14 protein-coding genes are annotated in these 26,986 nt (G+C 64.3%); 5 read left to right on the top strand and 9 right to left on the bottom strand.

Annotation, left to right across the window (positions count from 1 at the left end; all coding sequences use genetic code 11):
* The first annotated feature begins 65 nt into the window (after positions 1-65).
* From D886_RS0109900 to D886_RS0109890, 3 genes are all read left to right on the top strand, one after another.
* On the top strand, positions 66-578 hold the full coding sequence (locus tag D886_RS0109900) for a sigma-70 family RNA polymerase sigma factor (RefSeq protein WP_027593779.1): 513 nt from the start codon (positions 66-68) through the stop codon (positions 576-578).
* The gene (locus D886_RS0109895) at positions 579-1,556 is read left to right on the top strand and encodes a FecR domain-containing protein (protein WP_027593778.1); all 978 of its coding nucleotides are present in this window, start codon (positions 579-581) and stop codon (positions 1,554-1,556) included.
* Between the two features lie 101 nt (positions 1,557-1,657).
* Complete coding sequence (locus D886_RS0109890; protein ID WP_027593777.1) at positions 1,658-4,075, top strand: TonB-dependent receptor; 2,418 nt, start codon at positions 1,658-1,660, stop codon at positions 4,073-4,075.
* Between the two features lie 22 nt (positions 4,076-4,097).
* Here the strand turns inward: D886_RS0109890 and D886_RS0109885 are convergent, their stop codons facing one another.
* The gene (locus tag D886_RS0109885; RefSeq protein WP_027593776.1) at positions 4,098-4,910 is read right to left on the bottom strand and encodes a helix-turn-helix domain-containing protein; all 813 of its coding nucleotides are present in this window, start codon (positions 4,908-4,910) and stop codon (positions 4,098-4,100) included.
* Between the two features lie 110 nt (positions 4,911-5,020).
* On the opposite strand from D886_RS0109885, the gene D886_RS0109880 reads away from it, so the two are divergent.
* A complete protein-coding gene (locus tag D886_RS0109880; RefSeq protein WP_027593775.1) occupies positions 5,021-5,353 on the top strand; it encodes a hypothetical protein in 333 nt (110 codons plus the stop codon).
* A gap of 149 nt (positions 5,354-5,502) precedes the next feature.
* Here the strand turns inward: D886_RS0109880 and D886_RS0109875 are convergent, their stop codons facing one another.
* The 3 genes from D886_RS0109875 to D886_RS0109865 are packed head-to-tail and all read right to left on the bottom strand — an operon-like array spanning position 5,503 to position 9,916.
* A complete protein-coding gene (locus D886_RS0109875; RefSeq protein WP_027593774.1) occupies positions 5,503-6,831 on the bottom strand; it encodes a TolC family outer membrane protein in 1,329 nt (442 codons plus the stop codon).
* Between the two features lies 1 nt (position 6,832).
* A complete protein-coding gene (locus D886_RS0109870; protein ID WP_027593773.1) occupies positions 6,833-8,173 on the bottom strand; it encodes an HlyD family type I secretion periplasmic adaptor subunit in 1,341 nt (446 codons plus the stop codon).
* A gap of 6 nt (positions 8,174-8,179) precedes the next feature.
* The gene (locus tag D886_RS0109865; RefSeq protein ID WP_027593772.1) at positions 8,180-9,916 is read right to left on the bottom strand and encodes a type I secretion system permease/ATPase; all 1,737 of its coding nucleotides are present in this window, start codon (positions 9,914-9,916) and stop codon (positions 8,180-8,182) included.
* Between the two features lie 455 nt (positions 9,917-10,371).
* Between D886_RS0109865 and D886_RS0109860 the strand changes: the two genes are divergently transcribed.
* On the top strand, positions 10,372-21,198 hold the full coding sequence (locus tag D886_RS0109860) for a peroxidase family protein (RefSeq protein WP_027593771.1): 10,827 nt from the start codon (positions 10,372-10,374) through the stop codon (positions 21,196-21,198).
* A gap of 176 nt (positions 21,199-21,374) precedes the next feature.
* Here the strand turns inward: D886_RS0109860 and D886_RS0109855 are convergent, their stop codons facing one another.
* From D886_RS0109855 to D886_RS0109830, 5 genes are all read right to left on the bottom strand, one after another.
* Positions 21,375-21,671 (bottom strand): chorismate mutase, encoded by a 297-nt coding sequence (locus D886_RS0109855; protein WP_027593770.1) that lies wholly within the window; start codon positions 21,669-21,671, stop codon positions 21,375-21,377.
* 57 nt (positions 21,672-21,728) lie between these two features.
* The gene (locus D886_RS0109850; protein WP_027593769.1) at positions 21,729-22,514 is read right to left on the bottom strand and encodes an ABC transporter ATP-binding protein; all 786 of its coding nucleotides are present in this window, start codon (positions 22,512-22,514) and stop codon (positions 21,729-21,731) included.
* Between the two features lie 11 nt (positions 22,515-22,525).
* On the bottom strand, positions 22,526-23,281 hold the full coding sequence (locus D886_RS0109845) for an ABC transporter permease (RefSeq protein WP_027593768.1): 756 nt from the start codon (positions 23,279-23,281) through the stop codon (positions 22,526-22,528).
* A gap of 10 nt (positions 23,282-23,291) precedes the next feature.
* Entirely contained in the window at positions 23,292-24,044 is a 753-nt protein-coding gene (locus tag D886_RS0109840) for an ABC transporter permease (protein WP_027593767.1), read from the bottom strand.
* Positions 24,045-24,406: 362 nt separating this feature from the next.
* Positions 24,407-26,854, bottom strand: coding sequence for a TonB-dependent siderophore receptor (locus D886_RS0109830; protein ID WP_027593766.1), 2,448 nt, complete (start codon positions 26,852-26,854; stop codon positions 24,407-24,409).
* Positions 26,855-26,986 lie beyond the last annotated feature (132 nt).

Here is a 26,986-nt window from a genome sequence, read left to right as displayed (position 1 = left end):
TGCTTTGCGCGCCAGCGCTAAATTACCATTGAAAATAGTTCTCACTTGCGTAGACAAGACCGCCCATGAGCGACGTGCTGCCCAGCCCTGACAATCACATACGCAATGTCGAAGCGCTTTACACCGGCCACCAGGGCTGGTTACACGCGAAATTGCGCAGGCGCCTGGGCAACGCGGTGGATGCGGCCGACCTGGTTCAGGACACCTTCACCCGTATCCTCGCCTCCAAAGCCGTCGTATTCGATGAACCCCGCGCTTATCTGAGTTGCGTCGCCGGCGGCATTCTCGCCAACTGGTGCAAACGTAAATCGCTGGAGCGTGCGTACTTGGCGGCGCTTGAGCACCTGCCTGCCCCTGAAGTGCCTTCGCCAGAGACGCGCTTGCTGATACTGGAAACCCTGCACGAGATCGATGCCATGCTCGATACCTTGCCGCCATTGGTCCGGCGCGCGTTTCTGCTGTCGCAGTTGGCTGGCATGAAGTACGAGGCGATTGCCGAGCAGCTCGGTGTATCGCTGATTACCGTCAAACGCTACATGAAGCAGGCATTCGTTCAGTGCTTGAGGCTGCTCGACTAGATGGCCGATGCACAGCGCGCCGAGCCGGTAGACGCCGAAGCGCTCGAAGAAGCCGCCGAGTGGTTGATGTGCATGAGCGCAGGCGACGTGACCGATGCGCAGCAGGCCGACTGGCTGGCCTGGCGCAACAGCAGCCGGGCCCGAGCAAGCGCTTGGCAGCGCGCGGAGCGGTTGATGGGCAAGTTGGGTAGCCTGCCACCGGCACTGTCGATGCCTGCACTGGACCGCCCGGCCGACCCTGGCCGTCGTGCACTGGTCAGCCGGCTGGCGCTGCTGCTGGCCCTGGCCCCGGCCAGCTGGGCAGGCTGGCGGCTGACCGAGCAACAAGGCTGGGCAGCCGACTACCGCTCCGGCATTGGCGAACGCCGTGACCTTACCCTGGCCGATGGCACGCAGGTTGTGCTCAATACCGACTCCGCCATCGATGTGCGTTTCAATGCCGGCGAGCGGTTCATCCGTTTGCTCCGTGGTGAAATCCTGGTGCAGACGGCCCCCGACATCGTGGTCCCTGCTCGCCCCCTGTGGGTAGGGACGCGGGAGGGGCGCATGCAAGCCTTGGGCACCCGGTTCACCGTGCGGGAGGTCGGCGGGCGCACCTACCTGGCGGTCATCGAAGGTGCAATTCGCATCGAACCTGGCAATGCCGATCACCTTGCCCGCCGCGTCGTGCAAGCCGGCCAACGCGCTGACTTCGACGCCCGAACGATCGCTGCACCAAGGCCGGTAGACGAGGCTGTCACGGCCTGGACCCAGGGCATGCTGCTGGCGGACAAGATGAGGCTGGACGCTTTCGTTGCCGAGCTCGCACGTTACCAACGGGGGTTCATTCGTTGTGACCAAGGCATTGCCGACCTTCGCGTATCGGGGGCATTTCCCATCAGCGACCCGCGTCGAACGTTGAGCATGCTGGAGTCGACTTATGCCCTGCGGGTGGAGGCGCACATGGGGGGCTACTGGACGATGCTTGCGCCGCGCTGACCGCACTGCAAAAAAAGTCGTGCCCCAGGTGATACTTTTTTCCGCCTCGGCTGGCAGTAGGAGTGAACACCTCCATTCCTGGTCAGAAGGACCCTCCTGTCATGCCTGTTGCAAGTCGTCCCCAGCTCGCCATTGCAATCCGTCGCGCCCTGTTCAGCTGTGTGCTGGTGGCAGGTGCCAGCCATTCATGGGCGGCGCTCGCACAACCACTGGAGGCGACGGCTACCAGGCCGTACGAGATCGCCCCAGGGCCGCTCGGCCGGGTCATGGCCAGCTTCGCGCTGGCCTCCGGTGTGGCCCTGTCGTTCGAGCCTGCATTGACGGAAGGCCTGTACAGCCCAGGCCTCAACGGTCGCTATTCCCCGCGTGACGGCATGGCGCAACTGCTCGCCGGCAGTGGGCTCGAACTGGTCGAGCTGGGCGACGGCAGCTTCAAACTGATCAGGCAAGTGGCCAGTGGCGACGGCCTAACCCTGGCCGCGACCACCATCGACGCCAACAGCATGCGCCACGAAACCCTGCCAGAGGCTTATGCCGGCGGGCAAGTTGCCCGTGGCGGGCGGCTGGGCATGCTGGGCAACAAGGACGTGATGGACACGCCCTTCAACGTCACCAGCTATACCGCCAAAACCCTGTCGGATTTGCAGACGGTCACCGTCGCCGATGCCCTGGAGCGTGACCCTTCGGTGCGCTCCACGGGGCAGACCGGTGGCATCGTCGATTCGTTTTTCATTCGTGGCTTCCCTGTCGGTGAGGGCAACCTAGGGGAGCTTGCTTTCGACGGCGTGTATGGCGTGGCGCCCAACTACCGCGTGTTTACCGAATATGCCGAGCGCGTCGAGGTGCTCAAAGGGCCAGGCGCGCTGATGTATGGGATTTCGCCTAACAGCGGGGTCGGCGGCGTGATCAACATCGTCCCCAAGCGCGCCCTGGCCGAGGACCTGAGCCGTTTCACCGCCAGCTACAGCTCTGACACACAGACCGGTGGCCACCTCGACATCAGCCGCCGCTTTGGTGATCAGCGGCAATGGGGCGTGCGTTTCAACGGCAGCCTCGCCCAGGGCGACACGGCCATCGATGACCAGCAACGGGCGTTGGATATCGGTGCCATCGCCCTGGATTACCAAGGTGAGCGCCTGCGCCTGAACCTGGACTTCATCAGCCAGCGGGAGCGCTGGGATGCCGCGTCTCGGCCCTTCACCGTGGCGCCGGGTGTCGACGTGCCTTCGGCCGCCAATGGCCGCACCAACCTGCCACAGGACTGGGGCTGGTCGGACACCCGCGAGCAATCCGCGCTGCTGGGTGGGGAATACGACTTGAGCGATTCGTTGACTGTGTTTGCCCATGCGGGTGGCGGCAGGGCGGATGTCGCGCGGATGTCCGACCAGGTGCCGAAAATTCTCAATGACGCGGGCGACACCAGCAATACTCCGGGCTACTACAAGTTCAATGTCGACCGCTCCACCGCCGACGTGGGCGTACGCGGGCTGTTCGAAACCGGGCCGATCAACCATACCGTCACGCTCATGGCGACCCGTTACCAGGATGAGCTGTCGCAGGGCATCAACAATGGCACGGAAATAATCTCGAACATCTATCACCCCGTAGCGGTGCCCAAGCAGTACATCAGTGCGCCAAACGTGAATCGGGTGTCTGAAGCCGAGTTGTCCGGCGTAGCCATGACCGACACCTTGGCGGTGCTCGATGACCGCGTGCAACTGACCCTGGGCGTGCGCAGGCAAGCGATCGAGTCGCGTAACTACAGCACCGCAGGCGCTATGACTACCCGCTACAAAGACAGTGCGACGACGCCCGTTGTCGGGGTGGTGGTGAAACCCTGGGAGAATGTCTCGCTGTACTACAACTACGTCGAAGGCTTGAGCAAAGGCGATGTGGCACCGGCCACGGCGGACAATGCCGGTGAAGCCTTTGCCCCCTATGAAACCAAGCAGCACGAACTCGGGGTGAAGTTTGAACGGGACACCTTCATGACCACCTTGGCGCTGTTCCAGATCGAAAAACCCAGTGGCGAACTGGGCGCTGGCAACCTGTTTTCGGTGCAGGCGCAGCAGCGCAACCGTGGCATCGAGTTGAGCATGTTCGGTGAAGTCGCGCCCGGTACCCGATTGCTGGGCGGCGTGACCCTGCTGGACGGCGAACTGACCGATTCGGCCACGGCGGCCAACAAGGGCAATGAGCCTGTGGGCGTGCCCGATGTGCAGGCCAACCTCTGGGCCGAGTGGGACACGCCTTGGCTCGAAGGTGTCACCTTGACCGGTGGCGCGATCTACACCGGCAGCCAGTACATCAACCAGGCCAACACCCAGGAGCTCGATGCCTGGACACGTTTCGATGTGGGTGCGCGCTACACCACCCACATCGAAGGCCGTCCTACCACCTTCCGGGCCACGGTGCAGAACGTCTTCGACCGTGAGTACTGGTCGGGGGTCGCTTCGTATGGCGCGATATCGCCTGGCTACCCACGCGCCCTGCAGCTGTCGGCCACGGTCGATTTCTGAGGCCGGTTCGGCCTGGGCGCGTTCAGGGTTTTGCGGTCACTTGTTCATACGCCAGGGTCATGGTGTGCCAGGTATGCGTGTCTGCAGGTATCAGGTGTTCTATGCGCAGCGAGGCCACGGTCACGTCCAGCGGCATGCCAAAGGTGGTGAAGGTGGACAGGAACTTCAGCTCACCGTGGGCCGAGCGCAGGCGCGTCAACACGACCGGCGAAGGCGATGGGGCAATCGCCAGCGCGGCGGGGCAGGGCAGGTCTTGCAGTAGCTGCGCCAACTCAGGGTTGCCCGCCGCTTCCCGCGAGGCCCTGTGCCACGCGGTGGCGCGGATTTCATCGGCATTGATCAACTGGTCGCCCAGGCCCTCGGGGCGCAGCAGCGTTTCCAGCAGGTTGAGCGGCGCATCATCACGGGGCTGTACCCCCGCCATCTGCAACAGCAGCCCGGCGCTGGTGTTGGCGGCGGTGATGTACCACCTGCTATCCAGGACGATCGCTGGAGCGGGGTTGTTGGCCTGCAAAATATGCGCAATCGCCTCGTGCACCATTGCCATGGCGGGCGCATTCAGCGGCGACGCGGTGTAGCGGGGCGCATAACCTGCCGCGAGGAAAACCTCGTTGCACTCCTCCAACGGTACGTCCAACGCAGAAAGCAGGGCATGCAACGTGCCTGGGCTTGGTTTGGCGCGACCGGTCTCCACGCAGCTCAGGTGACGCTGGGATACGTTGGCGCGTAGCGCCAGCTCAAGCTGACTCAAACCTGCCTGTTGACGGTGCCGGCGCAAGTGGTTGCCTGCCGGGTTACCGGCTGAGGCGGTCGGGTGGAAAGGGTGGTTACTCATGGGGCAACTCTGACGGGGCGTGAGCGGGGGCGTCGATGACCTGTGAGGTCATTGAGCAGGCTGCAACCATAGCACTACCTTGGCGCGGTATTGGTTAAGGAGCGTTGCAGATGAAAAGCACGTGGATCGCGCTGGCTACCCTGATGTCATTTTCGCTATACACCGGCTGGACGATGCTCATTGCAGAGCAATCATTGCTCGCATTTGGCCTTGAACTGATGGCCCGGCCTGACACTGCGCAGGTTGTCATCGACTTGTACGTGATGGCTGGGCTTGCGTGCGCCTGGATGATCACGGATGCCCGTTCGAAAGGGCGATCGTGGTTACGGGTTGCCCCTTTTTTGATGCTCACGGCTGTGTTTGTGTCGGCGGGGCCGCTTCTGTACATCGTGTTTGAAGGCTTTGGCAGGCGCTCGGCACATCCTGCTCAGGAGGGGGCGTGATGCACGGTGCCCTGTCTGTCTATGCGGTCTGTGTGGTCGCGCTGTTCCTGAAGATGCTGGCGATTTCTTGCTACCAAGGCTATTACCGCCTGCGTTACCAGGCCTTAAGCGCCCCCAACAATCTCAAGCTTAAACAAAGCCAGAGCAGGTCAGTTACTCACCATCAACTCCGGCCCAAGGTAATTATTGACCAGCTCGATATCGTCATCCCCCAGGCTGCCCACCGATGACGCCAGGCGCAGGCGCGACATCAGGTAGTTCAACTTGGCCTCGAACAGGTCATGCCGTGCGTCGAACAGCAATTCCTCGGCATTAAGCACATCCGAGTTGGTACTGGTACCGCCCTCCTTGAAGCCCTTGCGTGTCGAGGTCAGCGAGCGTTCGTTGGACGCGACGGCCTTTTCCAGCGCATGGATACGCATGGCGCCACTCTGCACACCTCGGTACTCACGGGTGGTGCCGGATATGACTTCCTGGCGGGTGGCGTCGAGCTCGTCCAGCGCTTTCGAACTGTTGGCGCTGGCCTGGCGGGTCAGCGCGCTGGTGCTGCCGCCGCTGTACAACGGGATGTTCAGTTCCAAGCCGATCGAGCTGTACTGGTTGCGCTGGTTCAGCTCTGAAATCGATTGGCTGCTGCCCGCGGTGTAACCGGCAACGAAGTCCAGGGTCGGCCAGTGCCCGGCCTTGGCCCGGTTCACCTCTTCTTCTGCCAGTTCGTAGCTGTGCCGGCGGGCGTGAATCAGCGGGCTGTCGGTTTGTGCTTTGACCAGCCAGTCCTGCAGGTTGCCCGGTAGCAGCGGCGGGGTGGTGAAGCCTGGCTGCAAGGTGGTCAGCGATGCAGGGGTTTCACCGATGTACTCCTCGAGCTTGCGACGGGCGTTGACCAGGTTGTCCTGCGCCTCGATCAGGTCGGCTTCTGCCAGGTCGCGGCGAGCGACCGATTCGTCGATGTCGGTCACCGTGCCGGCGCCCAGCTCCATGCGCCGTTTCGCTGACGCAAGCTGCTCCTCGAAAGCGTTCAGCTTGGCCCTGGCCAGGGTGATGGTTTCGCTGGCCAACAGCACATCGAAATAACTGTCTGCCAGGCGCACGGCGGCATCCTGGCTCTTGGCATCGAACACCGCGACGCTGTAGTCGGCACGCTGTTGGCCCTGGCGGTATTCGGCCATCTTCTGCTTGTTGAACAGCGGTTGGCGCAGGCGCACGCTGGCGCCTTTGGAGTCGTAATCCAGGTCGTTGTCCTGGCCGCTCTGGCGCTGCGAGCCATTGACCTTGTTGTAATAAGCCGTGGCATTGATCTGCGGTAGCAGGCCGGCTTGGCCGATGGCCCGGTTTTCCAGGCCGGCTTGTTTCTCATGCTCGGCGGCATGGTAGATGGGCCCTTGGTACTGCAGCAGGTCCCAGGCTTGCTTCAGGTCCATGGCACTGGCTGGCAAGGACAACCCCAACAGGCACAACATCAGGCAGTGGCGGTTCATCTCATTGCTCCTTGAACGCGCTGTCGACGCGTTCGAGCATGGGTTTGAGCAGGTAGCTGAGCAGGTTGCGCTCGCCGGTCTTGATAGTGACGGTGGCCGGCATGCCGGGGCGTATGTGGTTGCTGCCCAGCAAGCTCATGCCGGCGGGTGAAACGTCCACCTGCGCCAGGTAGAACGGCTGCTTGCTCTCTTCATCGAGCAGGCGGTCGGCAGAGATGGTTTTCACACGGCCGGGGATGTTTGGGGTCTGAGCGTGGTTGAAGGCCGGGAAGGCGATGTCCACGGCAAGCCCTGGGACCATTTTGTCGATGGCCTGTACCGGGATCATTGCGTCGACCTGCAACGGCTCGTCGAGCGGGACGATTTCCATCAGCTTGGCGCCAGGCTGGATAACCCCGCCGACCGTGGCGATGCCCAGCGCCTGGACCATGCCATCGATGGGTGAGCGGATCACCGTGTGGGTCACTTCGTAGTCCAATGCACGCAAGCGGTCGGCGAGGGTGGTGTTTTCCTTGGCGGTGTCGGTCAGTTGCGACTCGACCTCTTTCAAGTAATCGTGCTGGCGCTGAAGCATGCGCAGCTTGATCTCCGTGGCCTGGCTGCGCACCCGGGCGATGTTGTTGAGGTTTTCGGCCTGGCCGGCGGAGAGGTCGGCGTTGCTGCGCTCCAGTTCCAGCAGGCGGTTGCGCGGCACATAACCTTCGGCGGCCAGCACGCGGGTCCCTTGCAGCTCCTGGCCGAGGAAGTTGATCTGCGAGGCGCGGGCACCGTACACCTGCTGCAGGCCTTTGAGCTGCACGGCCGATGCCGCCAAGTTCTCTTCGAGGATGCTGAGTTCGCCCGCCAGGCCGGCGCGGCGGGTGTCCAGCAAGCGCTGCTGCAAGTCCATGGCGGCCAGCAGGCGTGGGTCTGCGCCGAAGCGCTTGAGCAGCGCGGGGTCGAAGGTTACCGTGTCGCGGTTGTCGCGCTCGGCTTCGAGGCGGTTTTCCACGGTCTTGCTGACAATGTACTGGGCGCTGACTGCGCCCTGTTCGGCCACGGCCCGCAGGGCATCGAGGCGAACCAGTTCCTGGTCCTTCTTCACCACGTCGCCTTCGCGCACCAGGATCGCCTCCACGGTGCCGCCGCTCAAGTGCTGCACGGCCTTGCGATTGCTGGTGACCTTGACCGTGCCGGTGGCGACCACGCCGGCATCCAGCGGCGCCAGCCAGGCCCACAGCAAAAAGCCGCCGAAGCCGGCCAGCACCAGCCACAGGCCCCAGCGCACCGGCTTGCTGGCATCCAGGTCGATCAGGCTCTTGGTCTCGGCAGGGATCAACTCGGTCGGTTGGCTCATGTGCATGATCGGTTACTCCCGTACTTTTACCGAAGCCAGCGGCGCTGCTGCGGCCGCCGGTATCACGCTTGCCTTGCGCAGGGCGGCAAAGACTTCGTCGCGCGTGCCCAGCATCTGCACACCGCCGTCACGCAACATCAGCACCTTGTCGACGGCGCACAGCACGTTGGGCCGGTGAGAAACCAGCACCACCGTGGCGCCACGGCCTTTGAGTTCGCCCAGGGCATCGACCAGGGCCTTTTCCCCGACATCGTCGAGGTTGGCGTTGGGCTCATCCAGCACCACCAGGTTAGGTTCGCCATACAGCGCACGGGCCAGGGCAATGCGCTGTTTCTGGCCACCGGAAAGCGGGCTGCCATCGGTGCCCAGGCGGGTGTCGTAGCCCTGCGGGAAGCGCAGGATCATCTCGTGCACGCCGGTGCTCTTGGCTGCGCGGATGACCGCATCGCTGTCCACCTCGGCAAACCGCGCGATGTTGTCGGCGATGGTCCCTTCGAACAGTTCGACGTCCTGCGGCAGGTAGCCGAGCCACGGGCCCAGTTCGCCTTTGTTCCAGGTGAAGATGTCGGCGCCGTCCAGGCGCACCTTGCCGGCCTGGGTCGGCCAGACGCCAACCAGCAGGCGGGCGAGGGTGGACTTGCCCGAGGCGGAGGGGCCGATGATGCCGAGGCTTTCGCCCGGCGCCAGGCTGAAGCTCACCCCGCGCAGAATGGTGGTGTTGGTGCCGGGGGCGCCAGCAAACACATTCTCCACGGCGAGCATGCCCAGGGGCCGTTGCAGCGACATGCTCGGTGGGCGGCGCGGATAGTCCTGCAGCAGCTCGGTCAGCCGCCCCCAGGCTGAGCGGCAGCCAAGCAGTTGCTTCCACGAGGCGATGACCTGTTCCACCGGCCCCAGTGCGCGACCGGTGAGGATCGAGCAGGCGATCATCATGCCCGGGGTGATCTTGCCTTCGATCGCCAGCAGCGCACCGGTGCCGAGGATCAGCGATTGCAGGGTGATACGCACGAAGCGCCCGGCGCTGCTGATCAAGGCCGCACGGTCGGACGCCAGCGTCTGCATCTGCAGGATGCGCAGATGGCTCTGGTACCAACGCTTGCTGATCGACGGCAGCATGCCCATGGCCTCGATGACTTCGGCATTGCGCAGGTTGTTGTTGGCGTAGTTGGCAGACGACAGCGCCGCGTGGTTGGCCTCGGCCAACGGCTTGTGGGTGGCCTTTTCGGTGAGGTACGCCAGGCCGGCGAGGATCATCGAGCCGATCATCGTGACCAGCCCCAGCAGCGGGTGGATCAGGTAGCACACCAGCAGGTAGATGGGCGTCCACGGTGCATCGAAGAAGGCGAACAAGCCATTACCGGTCAAGAACTGGCGGACCTGTGCCAGGTCTTGCAGGGCCTGGGCCGGGTTGCCACCGGCGCGGTTCAGGTTGCGCTCGAAGGCGGCGCTGAAGATGCGCCGGTTGAGGTCCATGTCCAGGCAGTTGCCGACCCGGATTAACACGCGGGTGCGGATCATTTCCAAGGCGGACATCAGCAGAAACAGCCCGACCACCAGCACGGTGAGCATCGTCAATGTGGTGACGTTACGGCTGACCAGGGCGCGGTCGTAGACCTGGAGCATGTAGACAGCTGGCGTCAACATCATGACGTTTATCACGCCGCTGAAGCCTGCCAGTGAGTAGAAGCTGCGGCGCAGGCGAAAGAGCGCCTCTGCCAGCTCGGAACGGGTGCGCGGCTGCTTGTGCATCTGGGGCCTCCCTCTGTACCAAACCGGAGGCCGTTGCGGCGCTCTGGACTGCTCTAGATGTGGCTTCTGGACGGCACGCAGGCGGGTCGCTCTGTAGGCGAATCATCCGAAAACGCTGCGGTGCCCCACAAGCACGAGCGTAGGTTGCAACGAAATATCTTGTAATATCATTTCGCTCTATAAATTCTTTGAACTTTTTATAAGTCACGTAAAAACAGCGAGTTGCAACGCATTATCATCGAGAGTCATTTTTTCGACGGCTTATTGACAAGGTTTGAACCTACGACTTTAGTCTTGATTATTCGGGCCGCTCCAACGGGCCGCGCTTGACCAGAAGTCATCGCACCACCGATCCCGGAAAACCGAACCACGAACTGCGCACGTCAGCACTGACTGGGCGCGGGATGGACCCTGTTGCCCTGTGTCTTTCTCCCGATAGATCGAGGGCAATCTAAATGGCCAATTTCAGCAAGTCGGACCTGGAGTTCATCCTCAAGCAGATCTTCATCGCCGAAGCCCACGCCAAGGGCGCCAATCTCATCGATCTGCTGCCCAACAGCCAGGTGCCGTTTGGCTTGCGCACCGTGGACGGCAGCTACAACAACCTGGTGGCCGGGCAAAGTGAGTTCGGTGCCGCCGACAATTCCTTCCTGCGTTTGCTTGATGCGTCGTACCGCGCGGCCTATGCCGGCACCGGCACGGTGGTCGACGGGCAGCCGCGTACCATCAGCAACCTGATCGTCGACCAGACGCCGAACAACCCCGCCGCCGTAGAAGCCAATGGCGGCGCGGCGCCGGTGATGAGCCCTGGCCTCGATGGGGTGTTCGGCACGGCTGACGACAAGCCCGTGTTCTTCATCCCCAACCAGTCTGCAGACGCGGGCCTGACTGCCGGTTTCAACGCCTGGATGACTTTCTTCGGCCAGTTCTTCGATCACGGCCTGGACCTGGTGACCAAGAGCACCACCGACATCGTGTTCATCCCGTTGCAGCCGGACGACCCGTTGTACGTGCCCAACAGCCCGACCAACTTCATGGTGCTGCCACGTGCCGTGCGCACGGCCGGCGCGGACGGTGTGCTGGGCACGGCCGACGATGGCCAGCCCAACACCACCTCGCCGTTCGTGGACCAGAGCCAGACCTACAGCTCGCACCCCTCGCACCAGGTGTTCCTGCGCGAATACATGCTCAACGCCGCGGGCGACCCGATCGCCACCGGGCGGCTGATCACCAACCGCGATCTCGGCGCCGACGGCAAGTTCGGCACGGCCGACGATGGCAATGGCGAAAATGGCGGCATGGCCACCTGGGCCGTGGTCAAGGCCCAGGCCCGCGACCTGCTCGGTATCAACCTGACCGATGCCGACGTACACAGCGTGCCGCTGCTGGCGACCGATGCCTATGGCAACTTCCTGCGCGGGCCCAATGGCATGCCGCAGGTGGTGATGCGCGTCAGCAATGGCGCTGATGGGGTTGCCGGCACGGCCGATGACGTAACCCAACTGGTCGAGGGCAATCGCGCCGCGCCTATCAGCCTGGCCAATGCCGTCAGCACCGGGCACGGCTTCCTCGACGATATCGCCCACAACGCCGCGCCCGTGGTGGTCGGCGGCGTGCTGCAGGCCGACGGCGACACCGCGGTGGGCAACGCGCAGCTGGTGGGCCCAGGTGGCAACAACCTGACCTACGACAACGAACTGCTCGACGCCCACTACATCGCCGGCGACGGCCGGGTGAACGAGAACATCGGCCTGACCGCCGTGCACCACGTGTTCCACTCCGAGCACAACCGCTTGGTCCAGCAATCCAAGGACACCATCCTCGCCGCAGGCGACCTGGCCTTCCTCAACGAATGGCTGGTGGATGACGTTGCCGTGCTGCCGACCACACCTGCCGCCATCGCCGCGCTGGTGTGGGATGGCGAACGCCTGTTCCAGGCCGCCAAGTTCGGCACCGAGATGCAGTACCAGCACCTGGTGTTCGAGGAGTTCGCCCGCACCATCCAGCCGCAGATCGACGAGTTTCTGGCGCCTAACGGTTATGACACCTCGATCAACCCGGCCATCCTCGCCGAGTTCGCCCACGTGGTGTACCGCTTCGGCCACTCGATGCTGACCGAGACCGTCGATCGCTTCGACCCCGAGTTCAACCCCGTTCTTACCGACCCCAACAACCCCGACCAGCAGCTTGGCCTGATCGCTGCTTTCCTCAACCCGCTGGCATTCGCTGGCAGCGGGGCGACGGCCGATGAAGCGGCAGGGGCAATCATTCGCGGCGTGACGCGCCAGGTCGGCAACGAGATCGATGAGTTCGTTACCGAAGCCCTGCGCAACAACCTGCTGGGCCTGCCGCTCGACCTGCCGGCGCTGAACCTTGCCCGTGGGCGCGACACCGGTATCCCTTCGCTGAACGAGGCGCGCCGTGAGTTCTATGCCGCGACCGGCGACAGCCAGCTCAAGGCCTACATCAGTTGGGTCGACTTTGCCGACCACCTCAAGCACCCGGCATCGCTGGTCAACTTCATCGCCGCCTACGGCACCCATGCGACGATCACCGGGGCGACCACGCTGGCCGACAAACGTGCCGCTGCCATGGCCTTGGTGTTCGGGGGCGATGGCGCGCCGCTCGACCGCCTGGACTTCCTCAACGGCACCGGCGCCTGGGCCAACGTGACCCGGGCCGGCAAAGACGGCGTGCTGGGCACTGCGGACGACGTGAGCGGGGTGACCATCACCGGCGTCGACACCATCGACTTCTGGGTCGGTGGCCTGGCCGAGCAGAAGATGCCGTTCGGCGGCATGCTGGGTTCGAGCTTCAACTTCGTCTTCGAAACCCAGCTGGAGGCGCTGCAGAACGGCGACCGCTTCTACTACTTGTCGCGTACAGCGGGCCTGAACTTCGGCACGGAGCTTGAAAACAACTCCTTCGCCAAGCTGATCATGCTCAACTCCGACGTCACCCACCTGTCCAACACGGTGTTCCTGACGCCGACGTTCACCCTCGAAGTGAACCAGGCCAACCAGTTCACCGGGCTGGGTGCCGACGGCAAGGCCGACCCTACCGGCGGCATCATGATCTACGGCCAGGAAATCGTCCCGCTGGTGATCCGCGACAACCCGGATACCGTGGGCCCCGACAGCAACTACCTGCATTACACCGGCCTGGACCATGTGGTTCTGGGGGGCACTGCGGGCAATGACATCATCATCTCCAGCGAGGGTGACGACACGCTCTACGGCGACGGCGGCGATGACCGCCTCGAAGGGGGCGCCGGCAATGATGCGGTGCTGGGTGGCGCGGGCGATGACATCATCACCGATTCGTTCGGCGACAACCGCCTGGAAGGCAACGCCGGCAACGATGTCATCGTCGCCGGCAGCATGGGCGTTGCCGGCAACCTGATCCTGGGCGGTGATGGCCAAGACTTCATCATCACCACCGAAGACATCAGCACCACGTTCGGCGGCCAGGGCGACGACTTCATCCTCGGCGCCAAGACCAACCTGCCGCCCACCGGCAACGAGGGCGATGACTGGATCGAGAAGGGCACCCAGGACGGTGCGCCCGGCGACAACTTCGCGCCGCTGCTGGGTGACGAAGTGATCGGCAACGACATCTTCGTCGGCGGTGGTGGCTTCGACGAGATGATCGGCGAAGGTGGCGATGACATCTTTGTCGGCAGCGATGCCCAGGACAAGATGGACGGCATGTCCGGTTTCGACTGGGTCACCTACAAGAATGACCAGGTCGGCGTCACTGTCGACCTGAGCCTGGCCGCGCTGGCGCAGCCCCATGGCAACGCGCCTAACCAGAACGCCGGCGTGTTCAACCCGGTCGGCGCCTCGCCGGCCTCGATCCTCGACCGCTTTGCCGAAGTCGAAGGGTTGTCTGGTTCCAAGTTTGGCGATGTGCTCAAGGGTGACGACGTCGATGCAGTCACCATCCTCAACCACGGCGGTGCCACTGGCAGTGCGCTGACCAACGTGGCGCTGATCCACGGGCTGCAGCAGTTCCTGGCTGACGCGGGTTTGCCCACCACCGGCTTTGCCACCGGCAACATCATCCTCGGTGGCAATGGCAGCGACCTGATCGAGGGCCGAGGCGGCGATGACCTGATCGACGGCGACAAGTGGATCAACGTGCGCATCGCGGTGTATGCCGCCGGCGACGTCAACCATACCGGGCCGGAAATCGCCAGCTTCGACAGCATGGTCGACATGATCCCGTTCATGCTCGACCGCACCTATAACCCAGGCCAGCTCAAGGCCGTGCGGGAAATCCTGCCGGGCACTTCGACGGGCGGCGCGGCGTTCGATACCGCTGTATTCTCCGGTGTTCAGGCCGACTATGTGGTTACCCAGAACAACCGTGGCACGGCCGATGTGTCGGACGATGTATGGACGGTGACCGACACCGTTGCCGGCCGTGACGGCGTCGACACCCTGCTGCATATCGAGCGCCTGCAATTTGCCGATGGCCAGCGCGTACTGGTGACCGGCGTGAATGCGCAGCCAACCGGCAGCCCGACTGTCACCGACAACAACGCTGGCGCGATCACCGTGGGCGACATGCTGACCGTGAGCATGGCCGGGGTGCGCGATGGCGACAATGTGTCGCTGACCAATCCGCAAGGCGTGCTCAACAACACCTCGGTGTCGTACTACTGGCAGTTCGAGGCGGACCCGGGCAGCGGTGTGTTCGAGGACATCATCCTGCTGCCGGCCGGCGACCTGGCGTTCCAGAGCGCCGATGGCACGGCGTTCAAGGTCTCGCCAGACCTTGCCGGGCTGTCACTGCGGGTGAAGGCGATCTACCAGGATGCGCACGGCACCACTGAAGTGCTGTTCTCGCAACCCACGGCCGTGGTCGAGGCGGGCGCCCCCGTGGTCCCGACCGCGCCGACGCCGGTGGTTGACGCCAGCGAAGGTGGCGCGGGCCTGCACATGGTCCGTTCCGACCTCAACTTCATCCTCGCGCAAATCAAGATCGCCGAGGCTGATGCCGCCGGGCAGGACATCCTCTCGCTGATACCGAACATCCGTGCACCCCTGGGGCTGCGAGCAGTCGACGGTTCGAACAACAACCTGATGAACCTCAACGGCATCAACAACACCCAGTTCGGGGCGGCCGATAATGTCTTCCCACGCCTCACCGACCCGGTGTTCAACCCCGCTGAAGGCGCGCCTGCCGGCTTCTTCGGCCCAGGCTCGCCGGCCATTCCAGGGTCGTCCTACCAGCAAACCAGCGGCGCAGTATTCGATTCGCAGCCGCGCACCATCAGCAACCTGATCGTCGACCAGACCTCGAACAACCCGGCCGCCTACGCCACAGCCTATGACCCTGGCGCCGACGGCGTGCTCAACTTCGGCACACCGGGTAACGACGATGTGCTCAAGGATGGCGTGCGGGTCGTCGCCAGCCCCGGCCTGGACGGGCAGTTCGGCACCAATGACGACCACGACGTGTACCTGTTTGAAAACACCACGGCGGATGCCGGGCTGTCTGCGCCGTTCAACGCCTGGATGACCTTCTTTGGCCAGTTCTTCGACCATGGCCTGGACCTGGTCACCAAGGGCGGTTCGGGTACCGTGTACATTCCGCTGCAACCGGATGACCCGCTGTATGTGCCGGGTGGCAACACCAACTTCATGGTGCTGACCCGGGCCACCAACCAGCCAGGGCCGGATGGCATTCTCGGCAACGCCGACGATATCCATGAGCACAGCAACACCACCACGCCATTCGTGGACCAGAACCAGACCTACAGCTCGCACCCGTCGCACCAGGTGTTCCTGCGCGGCTATCAGATGACGGACCATGGCCCCGTCGCCACGGGCCGGTTGATCACCAACCGCGACCTGGGCGCCGATGGCAAGTTCGGCAGTGCCGACGACAGCGAAATCGGTGGCATGGCGACCTGGAAAGTGGTCAAGGCGCAGGCCAATGACCTGCTCGGCATTCACCTCACCGATGCCGACGTCAACAACGTTCCGCTGCTGGCGACCGATGCCTATGGCAACTTCATCAAAGGGCCCAATGGTTACCCGATGGTGGTCATGAAGGGCGCCGATGGCCTGGGCGGCACGGCGGATGACGTGCTGGTCGAAGGCAACCCGTTGGCGCCGATCGACCTGACCAACGCCGTGCGCACAGGGCACGAGTTCCTCGCCGACATCGCCCACAATGCCGTGCCAGTGTTCAACGGTGGTGTGTTGGCACCCGATGCCGGTACCCAGGTCGGCAACGCCGTCCCGGTCAACCCGCAGACCGGCGCCAACCTGGCCTACGACAACGAGTTGCTGGATGCGCACTACATCGCGGGCGACGGCCGGGTTAACGAAAACATCGGCCTGACCGCCGTGCACGCGATCTTCCACGCCGAGCACAACCGGCTGGTGGCGCAGACCAAGGACACCGTGCTCGACTCGGGCGACGTGGCCTTCCTCAACGAGTGGCTGCTCAACCCGGTCAACGCACTGCCGGCCAGCCAGGCCGAGATCGATGCACTGGTGTGGAATGGCGAGCGGTTGTTCCAGGCAGCCAAGTTCGGTACCGAGATGCAGTACCAGCACTTGGTGTTCGAGGAGTTCGCCCGCACCATCCAACCGCGTGTCGACCTGTTCTTCGCCCCGACCCAGGTGTACGACGTCGACCTCGACGCCTCGATCGTCGCCGAGTTCGCGCACACCGTGTACCGCTTCGGCCACTCGATGCTGACCGAGACCGTCGACCGTTTCGACATCGACTTCAACGTGGTCAAAGACCCCTCCAGCGCCGACCCCGACCAGCAGTTGGGCCTGATCGCCGCGTTCCTCAACCCGCTGGCGTACGCCGCCAGTGGCGTCACCCCCGAGGATGCGACCAGTGCCATCGTGCGCGGGGTGACCCGCCAGGCCGGCAACGAAATTGACGAGTTCGTCACCGAGGCGCTGCGCAACAACCTGCTCGGGCTGCCGCTCGACCTGCCGGCGATCAACATCGCCCGTGGCCGCGATGTCGGTATCCCTTCGCTCAACGCCGTACGCCGCGACATCTATGGGCAAACCGGCGATACCCAACTCAAGCCGTACACCAGTTGGGTCGACCTGGTGCAACACCTCAAGCATCCGGAGTCGTTGATCAACTTCATCGCCGCCTATGGCACGCACAGCACCATCACCGGGGCAACCACCCTGGTGGACAAGCGTGCGGCGGCGATGGCGCTGGTCTTCGGTGGCGACGGTTCGCCGCTTGACCGGCTCGACTTCCTCAACGGCACCGGGGCTTGGGCCAACGTGACACGGCCCGGCAAGGACGGCGTGCTGGGCACGGCCGATGACCTGAAGGGCGTCACGGTGACCGGTGTCGATGCCATCGACCTGTGGATCGGCGGCCTGGCCGAAGCGAAAACCCCGTTCGGCGGCATGCTTGGTTCAACGTTCAACTTCGTGTTCGAGAACCAGCTGGAAAAACTCCAGGACGGCGATCGCTTCTATTACCTGGAACGTACCGCTGGCCTGTCGATGAACGCGGAGCTGGAAAGCAACTCGTTCGCCAAGCTGATCATGGCCAACACCTCGGCCACCCACTTGCCAGGCCTGGTGTTCTCGGACCCGGCGTTCTACCTCGAAGTGGACCGCAGCAAGCAGTACAACGATGGCCTGGGCAATGCCGACCCGCTGGGCGAGAACGGCCAGCAGGTGGTGTTCCGCGACAGCCCGCTGACCGCAGGGCCGGACAGCAACTACATCCGCTATGCCGGTGACGAGCACATTGTGCTGGGTGGCACCAACGGCGCCGATGTGCTCGTCTCCGGCGGGGGGGACGACACGGTCTGGGGCGATGCCGGCAATGACCGCATCGAAGGCGGCAACGGCAACGACCAACTGCGCGGCGGTGCCGGCGACGACATCATCAGCGACATGGGCGGTGACGATAATATCCAGGGCGGCGACGGCAACGACGTGCTGCACGGCGGTAATGGCATCAACCTGATCATTGGCGGTTTCGGCAACGACTTCATCGTCACCGGTGAAGACGCCTCCGAGGCCATCGGTGGCCAAGGCAATGACTTTATCCTGGGCAGCAAGGCCAACGAACAGGACATGGGCAACGAAGGGGACGACTGGATCGAGAAGGGCACCTCGGACGGTGCCCCTGGCGACAACTTCGACCCGCTCGGCAACGACCCGATCATCGGCAACGATGTGTTTATCGGTGGTAACGAGAACGACAAGTTCAACGGCGAAGGGGGCGACGACATCATGGTCGGCAGCCTCGGCTTCGGTGACCGCTATATCGGTGGCTCGGGCTACGACTGGGCGACCTTCAAAGGGCTGGCCCAAGGCGTAACCATCGACTACAGCGACCGCTTCTTCGATGTGCCGCCGGTACCGGGTTCGGGGGCGTCGGCGCTGGTGCGTTTCGACATCATGGAGGGCCTGTCAGGCTCGGCGCACGGTGACTTCCTGCGCGGCGACAACGAAGATGCCGCCTCGCTGCCCACCGCCGGTGCCAATGGCAGCGTGCTGACCAACATCAACCTGATCAACGGCCTGGCCGATCTGCTGGCGGCTGGCGCGACGTTCTACGACGGCGGCAACATCATCCTCGGCGGCAGCGGCAGCGACCTGATCGAAGGCCGCGGCGGTGACGATATCCTCGACGGTGACAAGTGGCTCAACGTGCGCATCAGCGTACGCGCCAACAGCGATGGCACCGGCCCGGAAATCGCCTCGTTCGACAGCATGGAGCCGATGGTGCCGTTCATGCTCAACGGCACCTACAACCCCGGGCAACTGGTGATCGTGCGGGAGATCCTGAAAGGCACTGACAACTTCGACACTGCGCTGTTCTCAGGCGTGGCGACGGACTACAACGTCGTGGTCGATGGCAATACCGTGATTGTCACCGACCTGGTAGCGGGGCGTGACGGGGTCGATCGGCTGACCGGCATCGAGCGGCTGCAGTTCTCCGACCGGGCCATCGCCTCCGGTGTCGGCACGGCCGCCAACGCAGGCCCGTCGGGCCACCTGGTGATCCTCGACGATGCCACCGGCGTACGCGATGACACACCGGTGGCTGGCCAGCTGCTGCGGGTCACTGACCTGGCCGTGCATGATGCGGACAACGCCAGTGCAAGCAACCCGACCGGCGCGGTCAACGGCCCAGTGGCTTACTACTGGCAGGTCGAGCAATTGCCGGGTTCGGGGGTGTATGAGGACATCACCTTCGTCGCGGCCGGCGAAGTGTCGCGGGCCATCGGCAGCACCTACCGGGTGACCGACGATGTGGCGGGGCTGAGCATTCGGGTGCGGGCGGTGTATCAGGATGCCAAGGGCACCCTGGAAATCGTCGACTCGGCGCCCAACAGCGCGCCGAGCGCCGGGCCGGCCGTGACCGGCTTGCTGATACAGAACCAGACGCTGACCGCCAACCCGGCCACCATTGTCGATGCCGACGGCCTGAGCAACCCGCAGTTCACCTTCCAGTGGCAGTCGAACCGGGGCGTTGGCTGGGTCAACATTGCCGGTGCCATCAACAGCACCTTCGTCCTGACCCAGGCGCAGGTGGGGCAGAACATGCGGGTGGTGGTCAGCTACGTGGATGACTTTGGCGTGCACGAAAGTGTTGCCTCCGACATCCTCGACCCGGTGGCCAACGTCAACGATGCACCGACAGGCGCGGTGCTGATCAGCGACACCACACCCGACCGCGGCCAGGTGCTGACCGCGCTTACCGCTGGCATTGCCGACCTCGACGGGCTGGGTGCGTTCAGCTTCCAGTGGCAGCAAGGCAGCGGCAGCAGTTTCAGCAACATCGTCGGCGCAACGGCGGCCACCTTCACCCCGGGCTTTGCCCAGGGTAACCAGCAACTGCGGGTGATCGTGCGCTACACCGACGGCTTCGGCACGCTGGAGACGCTGACGTCGGCAGCAACCGCGCCCGTGGTGGTGCCGCCCGGTGTGACCCTGGTCGGTACCAACGCGGCCAACACCCTGACCGGTTCGGCGGGTAACGACGTGATCTCGGGCCTGGGCGGTAACGATACCCTCAACGGATTGGGCGGCGCGGACCAGCTGTTCGGCGGCCTGGGTAACGACGTGCTCAACGGCGGTGACGACCCCGACATCCTCAACGGCGACGATGGCAACGACACCCTCAACGGCGGGCTTGGCGCGGACGCCATGAACGGTGGTGCCGGCAACGACACGTTCGTGGTCGACAACGCCGGTGACACGGTGACCGAGGCGCTGAACGGCGGGACCGACCTGGTGCAGACCAGCCTGGCAAGCTACACGCTGACGGCGAATGTCGAGAACCTGACCTACACCGGCAGCAGCAGCTTCACCGGCACCGGCAACGCTTTGGCCAACACCCTCACTGGGGGGGCCGCCAATGATGTGCTCAATGGCGGTGCGGGGGCTGACCGCCTTGTGGGTGGCGTCGGCAATGACACCTACGTGGTCGACAATGCCAACGATGTGGTGGTCGAAGCGTCGGGTGCCGGTACCGACACCGTGCAGACCTCGCTGGGTACCTACACCCTGGCCGGCAACGTCGAGAACCTGACCTTTACCGGGGTGGGCAACTTCACTGCCACGGGCAATGGGCTGGCCAACCTCATCAACGGCGGGGCAGGTAATGACACGCTCAATGGTGACGGCGGCAACGACATCCTCAATGGCAACGCGGGCAACGACACGCTCAACGGTGACGCCGGCAACGACCAGCTGTTTGGTGGGCTGGGCATCGATACCTTGAACGGCGGGGGGGGCGATGACAGCCTCGATGGCGGTGATGGCAATGACTCACTGCTGGGGGGCGCTGGCAACGATACGCTGCTGGGCGGCCTGGGCAACGACACCCTGGACGGTGGCGTCGGCGTCGATTTGCTGCAGGGTGGCGATGGCAACGACACGCTGTTTGGTGACGTCGGCAACGACACCTTGCTGGGCGGTGCCGGCAACGACTTCATCAACGGTGCCGCTGGCAACGATACGGTCACAGGTGGGGCGGGCAACGACACGATGATTGCCACTGACGGCAATGATGTCTTCCAGTTCGCTGCAGGCTTTGGCAACGACCTGATCATCAACTTCGATGCCATCGCGTCGGGCGGCCAGGACCGGCTGGACATCACCGCGCTCAATATCACGGCTGCCACCTTCGCTGCCAGCGTCACCATCGCCGATGTCGGCGCTGATACGCTGGTCAGCATCGGCGCTGCCGACTCGATCCGCCTGGTGGGGGTGGCCGACGCCACGACGGTGACGGCGGCAGACTTCATTCTGGCGGGGTGAGTGGCTGAGCGTTCGTCGTCCCAGAGTTGACGCGCTCTCGTGTAGGAGCAGCCTTGTGCTGCGAAGAGGCCGGTAACAGCACAGCGTATTTTTGCTGCTGTCACCGGCCTCTTCGCAGCTCAAGGCTGCTCCTACCGGGTTCACGCATGACGAAGGGGTATGGAAGCGACCGCGGTTCACTCACGGCTCAATGCGGCATGCAGTTTCAGCTCTTCATCGATAAAGGCCGCAATCATCGCCCGGTACACCCGTTCCACCACGTCGGGCGACGCCCCGGTATCGCTGGCAATTGCACGCACCTTGGCAATCACCTGCTCGACCCGCGCCGGTGCGCGCACATCGTCGGTGGTCTTCTTGAAGGTGGCTGCCTGGGCGACCAGTTGGCCGCGTTGGGCGAGCAGCGCGACCAGGTTCTGGTCGATGTGGTCGATGCGCGAGCGAACGTCCTCGATCGATGTGCAACGTACGTCCATGTAGGGGGCTCCATGTTGATGGGCAAGCAAGTCGACCGACATTAGCACAGGCGCACCTCAATGCCCCACCAGCTCGCCCAGCAACCGCTGTTTGTACGCGTGCAGCACCGCACTGTCGCGCTCACGCGGGTGCGGCAAGTCGATGCGCAGGTCCTCGCGGATTCTGCCAGGGTGGGCATCCATCACGATCACCCGGTCACCCAGGTACAGCGCCTCCTCGATGTCATGGGTGACCATGATCACGGTGCACCGCTCCTGCACCCAGATGCGCTGCAGCTCTTGCTGCAGCCTCACCCGGGTCAGGGCATCGAGGGCGCCGAGCGGCTCGTCGAGCAGCAGCACCTTGGGTTTGTTCACCAGCGCCCGGGCAATGGCCGCGCGCTGGGCCATGCCGCCTGAGAGCTGGTGCGGGTAGGCGTGTTCGTAACCGCTCAGGCCCACCAGCTCGATGTGCTCAGCCACCAGGCGGTCCTTGTGCGTGGCTGGCATGGTGTGGTTTTTCAGGGCCAGGGCGATGTTCTGCTGCAAGGTCATCCATGGGAACAGGCGGTGGTCCTGGAACACGATGCCGCGTTCCAGGCCCGGCCCGCGCACGGGTTGCTGGTCGAGCAGGATCTGCCCGTGATAGTCCTGGTCGAGGCCGACGATCAGCCGCAGCAGCGTGGACTTGCCACAGCCGCTGGCGCCGACAATGCTGACGAATTCGCCAGGTTGGATGTTCAGCTCGATGTCCTTGAGCACTTGCATCGGCTTGCCCTTGAGGGCGTAGGTCTTGCTCAGGCCACGAAGGGTCAGTGCGCCGTGGGTGGCGGTGGTGGGTAGAGCATGGGCGATGGCGTTCATGGTCGGGCCTTTCAACGGGTCGGGCGCCAGCGCAGCAGGCGGCGGGAGAGGAGGGTGCAGAGCCAGGACATCAGGTAGCCGCACAGGCCGATGCACAGCACGCAGACCACGATGATCTCCATGCGCGCGCTGGCCTCGGCGGTCATCATCAGGCTGCCGAGGCCGGCACCGGAAGACAGGAACAGCTCGCTGCCGACCGAGGTCACCCAGGCGAATGCCAGTGCCTGCAGCACGCCAGCGGCGATGCCCGGCAAGGCGGCAGGTAGCAGGATCAGGCGCAGTTGCTGGGCGCGGCTGAGCATCAGCACGCGGGCGGCTTCACGGTGCTGGCCCTCGACCTGGCGCAGGCTTTCGAAGGTGTTGAGCACCATGGGGTACAAAGCCGCAAGGCTGACGATCAGCAGCTTGGCGCTTTCGCCGTTGCCCAGCCACAGGGCGATCAACGGGATCCAGCCCAGCATCGGCACCTGGCGCAGGGCATGGAACAGCGGCGCGATCAGGCGGTTGGCAGGGGCGGACAGGGCCATCAGCGCGCCCAGCCCGATGCCACCGACGATGCCCACCGCCAGGCCGGTGCAGGTGCGCACCAGGCTTGCCCACAGGTTGATCAGCAGCTCGCCGCTGCCCAGCAGTTCGACCCATGCCGACCCCACCTGCGCCAGTGGCACGAAGGCGTAGGCGCCGGCGGCGTCCTGGCGTGAGGCGTATTCCCAGGCGCCGAGCAGCAGCAATGGCAGCACCAGGCCGCGGGTATTGTGTAGCTTCATTACTGCCTCCTCAGCGGCTTTGCCAGCCAGACAAGCGCCGCTCCACGCGGCGTAGGGCAAAATCCAGGGTGAAGCCGATCACACCGGTGATCACCACCCCGACCATCACGACATCGATACGCAGCATCTGCCGGCCCATTTCAATCATCTGCCCCAGCCCGCTGTCGGCGGCCAGCAGCTCGCAGGCCACCAGCACCACCCAGGCGCGGGTCAACGCCACGCGCACGCCGGTGACGATCGCGGGCACGGCAGCGGGCAGGGCAATACGGCCGACCAACGTGGTCCAGCGCAGGCGGTACACCGCTGCGACCTCGAAGTGACTGCGCGGAATGGCGCGCACCCCTTCACAGGTGGCCAGGGCCACGGGGAAGAACGCGGTCTTGGCGACGATGACGATCTTGAAGGTTTCATCGACGCCAAACAGCAGCACGAACATCGGGATCAAGGCGATGCTGGGCACCTGGCGAAGCGTGTGAAACAGCGGTGCGCAGTAGGCCTCCACGGTGTATGACAAGGCCAGCGCCGTGCCGAATGCCAGGCCGCCGAGCGCGCCGCCGACAAAGCCCAGAGCCAGGCGCGAAAGGCTGCCAGAAAGGTGTTCCTGCAGCTCGCCGGTGGCCAGCAGTTCGGTGAAGCTGTGCCAGACCTCCAGCGGTGGCACCAGCAGGTTGGCAGGGAACAGCCCAGCGTTGGCCAGCACGGCCCAGAGCGCGAGCAGGGCTGCAGGGGAGATCAACCAGGAGAGGGGCGAGAGCAAGCGCATGGCGGGCCTTGGGGGAGCAGACGATACAAAGGGCTATCGCAAGAGCTGTGCCAGGCGCTGAAGGCCCGGAAATACGGGGGATGAGAATGTGGTGGTGCTGGAGCAGCACAGGGCTGCTGCTCCAGCAGCAGGTCGTCAGCACTACGTGTGCTGGCTTCATCGCGGGCAAGCCCGCTTCCACAAGTACGCAGAGTACAAAGATCGCAAGCGAGTTGCTGACCCTGTGAGAGCAACTGTCTTGTGGTGCTTGTTCTGGCCTCATCGCTGGCAAGCCAGCTCCCACAGGTGCGGTGCTAGCTTTGGAGGCTACACAGTTCGGGTGGGAGCGGGCTTGCCCGCGAAGAAGCCAGCGCGGTCGCTGATCAGAAATCGTAACTGACGCTGGTGTAGTAGAACGCCCCCTGCGCCCCCTCGGGGCTGGTGATGGAATACTTCGGCACCCCATACAGCTGCGCGCCTTCGAGCTTGTCTGGGTGGCTGTCGAACAGGTTGATCGCGCCCGCCGACAAGGTCAGGCCAAGGTCGAAGCGGTACGACACATCCAGGTCGGTCACCCACTGCGCAGCAAACGTCTGGTCCAGCGCCGGGTTGGCGGCGTTGCGGCTCTGCCATTCGCCATAACGGCGCTGGGCCACGGTGACGCTCCAGCCGTCATACAGCCAGTTGGCGCTCAAGGTCAGTTTGTCCTTGGGCGTACCGTCCTCGATCAGGCCTTGGGTGTTGCGGCCGATGATCTGGTTGCCGGAGATGCTGCCCACGTCGTCCAGCCCGGTGATACGGGTGTTGTTGCGCGCATAGCCGCCGTTGAAGTCCAGCCGGCCCCAGCCGCCCAGCTCGAGCTGGTAGTGGCCGGCCAGCTCGAAGCCATCGGTGCGGGTGTCGGCGATGTTGGTGTAGAACGCCGCACTCTGGATATTGGCGTAGGGCGTGCCGGCGAAAATCGGCGTGACCACTGACGACGGCAACTGGTCGGACAAGGTGATGCGGTTGTCGATGTCGATGCGGTAGGCATCCAGCGTCACCGAGGCATTAGGCAGCGGGCGCCAGACCAGGCCCACGGAGAAGTTGGTCGACTCTTCGGGCTTGAGCGACTTGCCACCCAGCAGCGCCGCTTCCGGGCTGTCGGCCCGCAGGGTGCGCTGTTGCACCTCGACCCAGTTGCCACTGCCCGGCGGTTGCTCCACCACCTGCACGCTGAACGAGGACAACCCGCTCTGCACCAGTGAAGGCGCGCGGTAGCCGGTGCTGGCGCTGGCCCGGGCGGCGATTTCGGGGGTGAAGTCATAGCGCAGCGACAGTTTGCCGTTGGTAGTGTCGCCAAAGTCCGAGTAGTGCTCACTGCGCACCGCCACGCCGGCCTGGAATTTCTCGGTGAGCTGGGCTTCGACATCCAAGTAGGCGCCGATCACCCGGCGGTCGAGCGACACCGCATCGACCTGGGTGATGCCCGAGTAATAACCGGGAATACGCCGGCCAGAAACCGGGTCGACGGTGTTGAACAGCGGCCCGTTGGACCAGCCGGCGGCGTCACCCTCGGTCAGGTCGAAGTTCTCCTGGCGCCAGGCCAGCCCTGCCGAAACGGTCAGTGGCTTGAACAGCCAGTCGTTGGCGAAGTCGCGTGTCCAGTCCAGGGTCAGGTTGGTCTGGTCGGCTTCGCGCCGGCCGGTGTAGAGGGTCGAGGGGCTGGCGGTGCCCCAGCTGGGGTTGATGGCGTCGCGGTCGGTGGAGTCGACACGGTTGTTGCCGTAGTTCAGCGCCAGGTCAAAGTTGCCCAGTCCTTCATTCTCCAGGCGCAGGCCACTGGTGACGGCGAAGTCTTCCAGGCCATAGCGGGTGACTGGCAAGCGGCCGTCGGGGTAGCGCGCCAGCGCCACGCTGCCGTAGTTGTTGCGCAGGGTGGTGGGCGGGTCGAAAAAGTTCTCGGCGTCGGTGTTCTTGTGCGCGTAGGTGGCGAAGCCATAAGCGCTCAGGCCCTCGCTCAGGCCCATCTCGGCGTTGGCGGTGAAGTTGTACTGGTCCGAGACGTTGCCCGAGCCCCAGCGCCAGTTGCGGTAGCGGTTGTTCTGCTCACGCGGGGTGTCGATGCTGGTCGAGCCGGGATAGAACAGGCGGTTGTCGTCGCGCGTGTCGCTGGCTGGGTCCTGGCTGCCAGCGTCGAAGGCCAGGGTAAGGAAGCCGTCGTTGGGCAGGGTAAAGCCTTTCCAGCCGCTGAGCTTGCGTTGCAGGCCATCGCCTTTCTTGTAGCCGCCGAAGCGGTAGCCGGCGTTGCCGCCGTCGTCGCGTTCCTTGAGGACGATGTTGATCACCCCGGCGATGGCGTCCGAACCGTATTGGGCGGCGGCGCCATCGCGCAGGATCTCTACCCGCTCGATGGCCGACAGTGGGATCAGGCTGAGGTCCACTGCCGCCGCGCCGCGGGCGTTGACCAGGCCTTGGCGGGTAACGTTGGCGCTGGTGTGGCGGCGTTTGCCGTTGACCAGCACCAGCACCTGGTCGGAAGCCAGGCCGCGCAGCGAGGCGCCCTGGGCGATGGAGCCGGCAAAGGCGCCTTGTGGCGATTGCGGGAAGCTGAACGACGGTGACAAGGCCGTGAGCGCGGCGGACAGGTCGCTGGCGCCGGTTTCCTGCAGTTTTTCGCCACTCAGGACGTCGACGGGCGCAGCGCTTTGCAGGGCGGTGACGTCGCTGCGGTGGGTGCCGACCACGACCACGGTGTCGAGGTTGGTGGCGGGTTCGGCGGCGAATGCGGGCACGGCAAGGCTGCCGATGGCCAGGGCGATGGCGCTGGCCAAGGGGGTGTGGTGGGGCATAGTGGGTTCCTGCTGGAATAGGTGTTGTCAGTGCTGACGTCTTCGCGGGCAAGCCCGCTCCCACAGGAACCCCATTGTGTTCAGGGGAGGTGTTGAACCTGTGGGAGCCGGCTTGCCGGCGATAGGGCCTTG

The sequence above is a fragment of the Pseudomonas sp. LAIL14HWK12:I7 genome, assembly GCF_000483465.1.
GTDB classification, from domain to species: Bacteria; Pseudomonadota; Gammaproteobacteria; order Pseudomonadales; family Pseudomonadaceae; genus Aquipseudomonas; species Aquipseudomonas kermanshahensis.
Note: the sequence above shows the minus strand (reverse complement) of the source record. Positions and strands in the feature narration are given on the sequence as shown.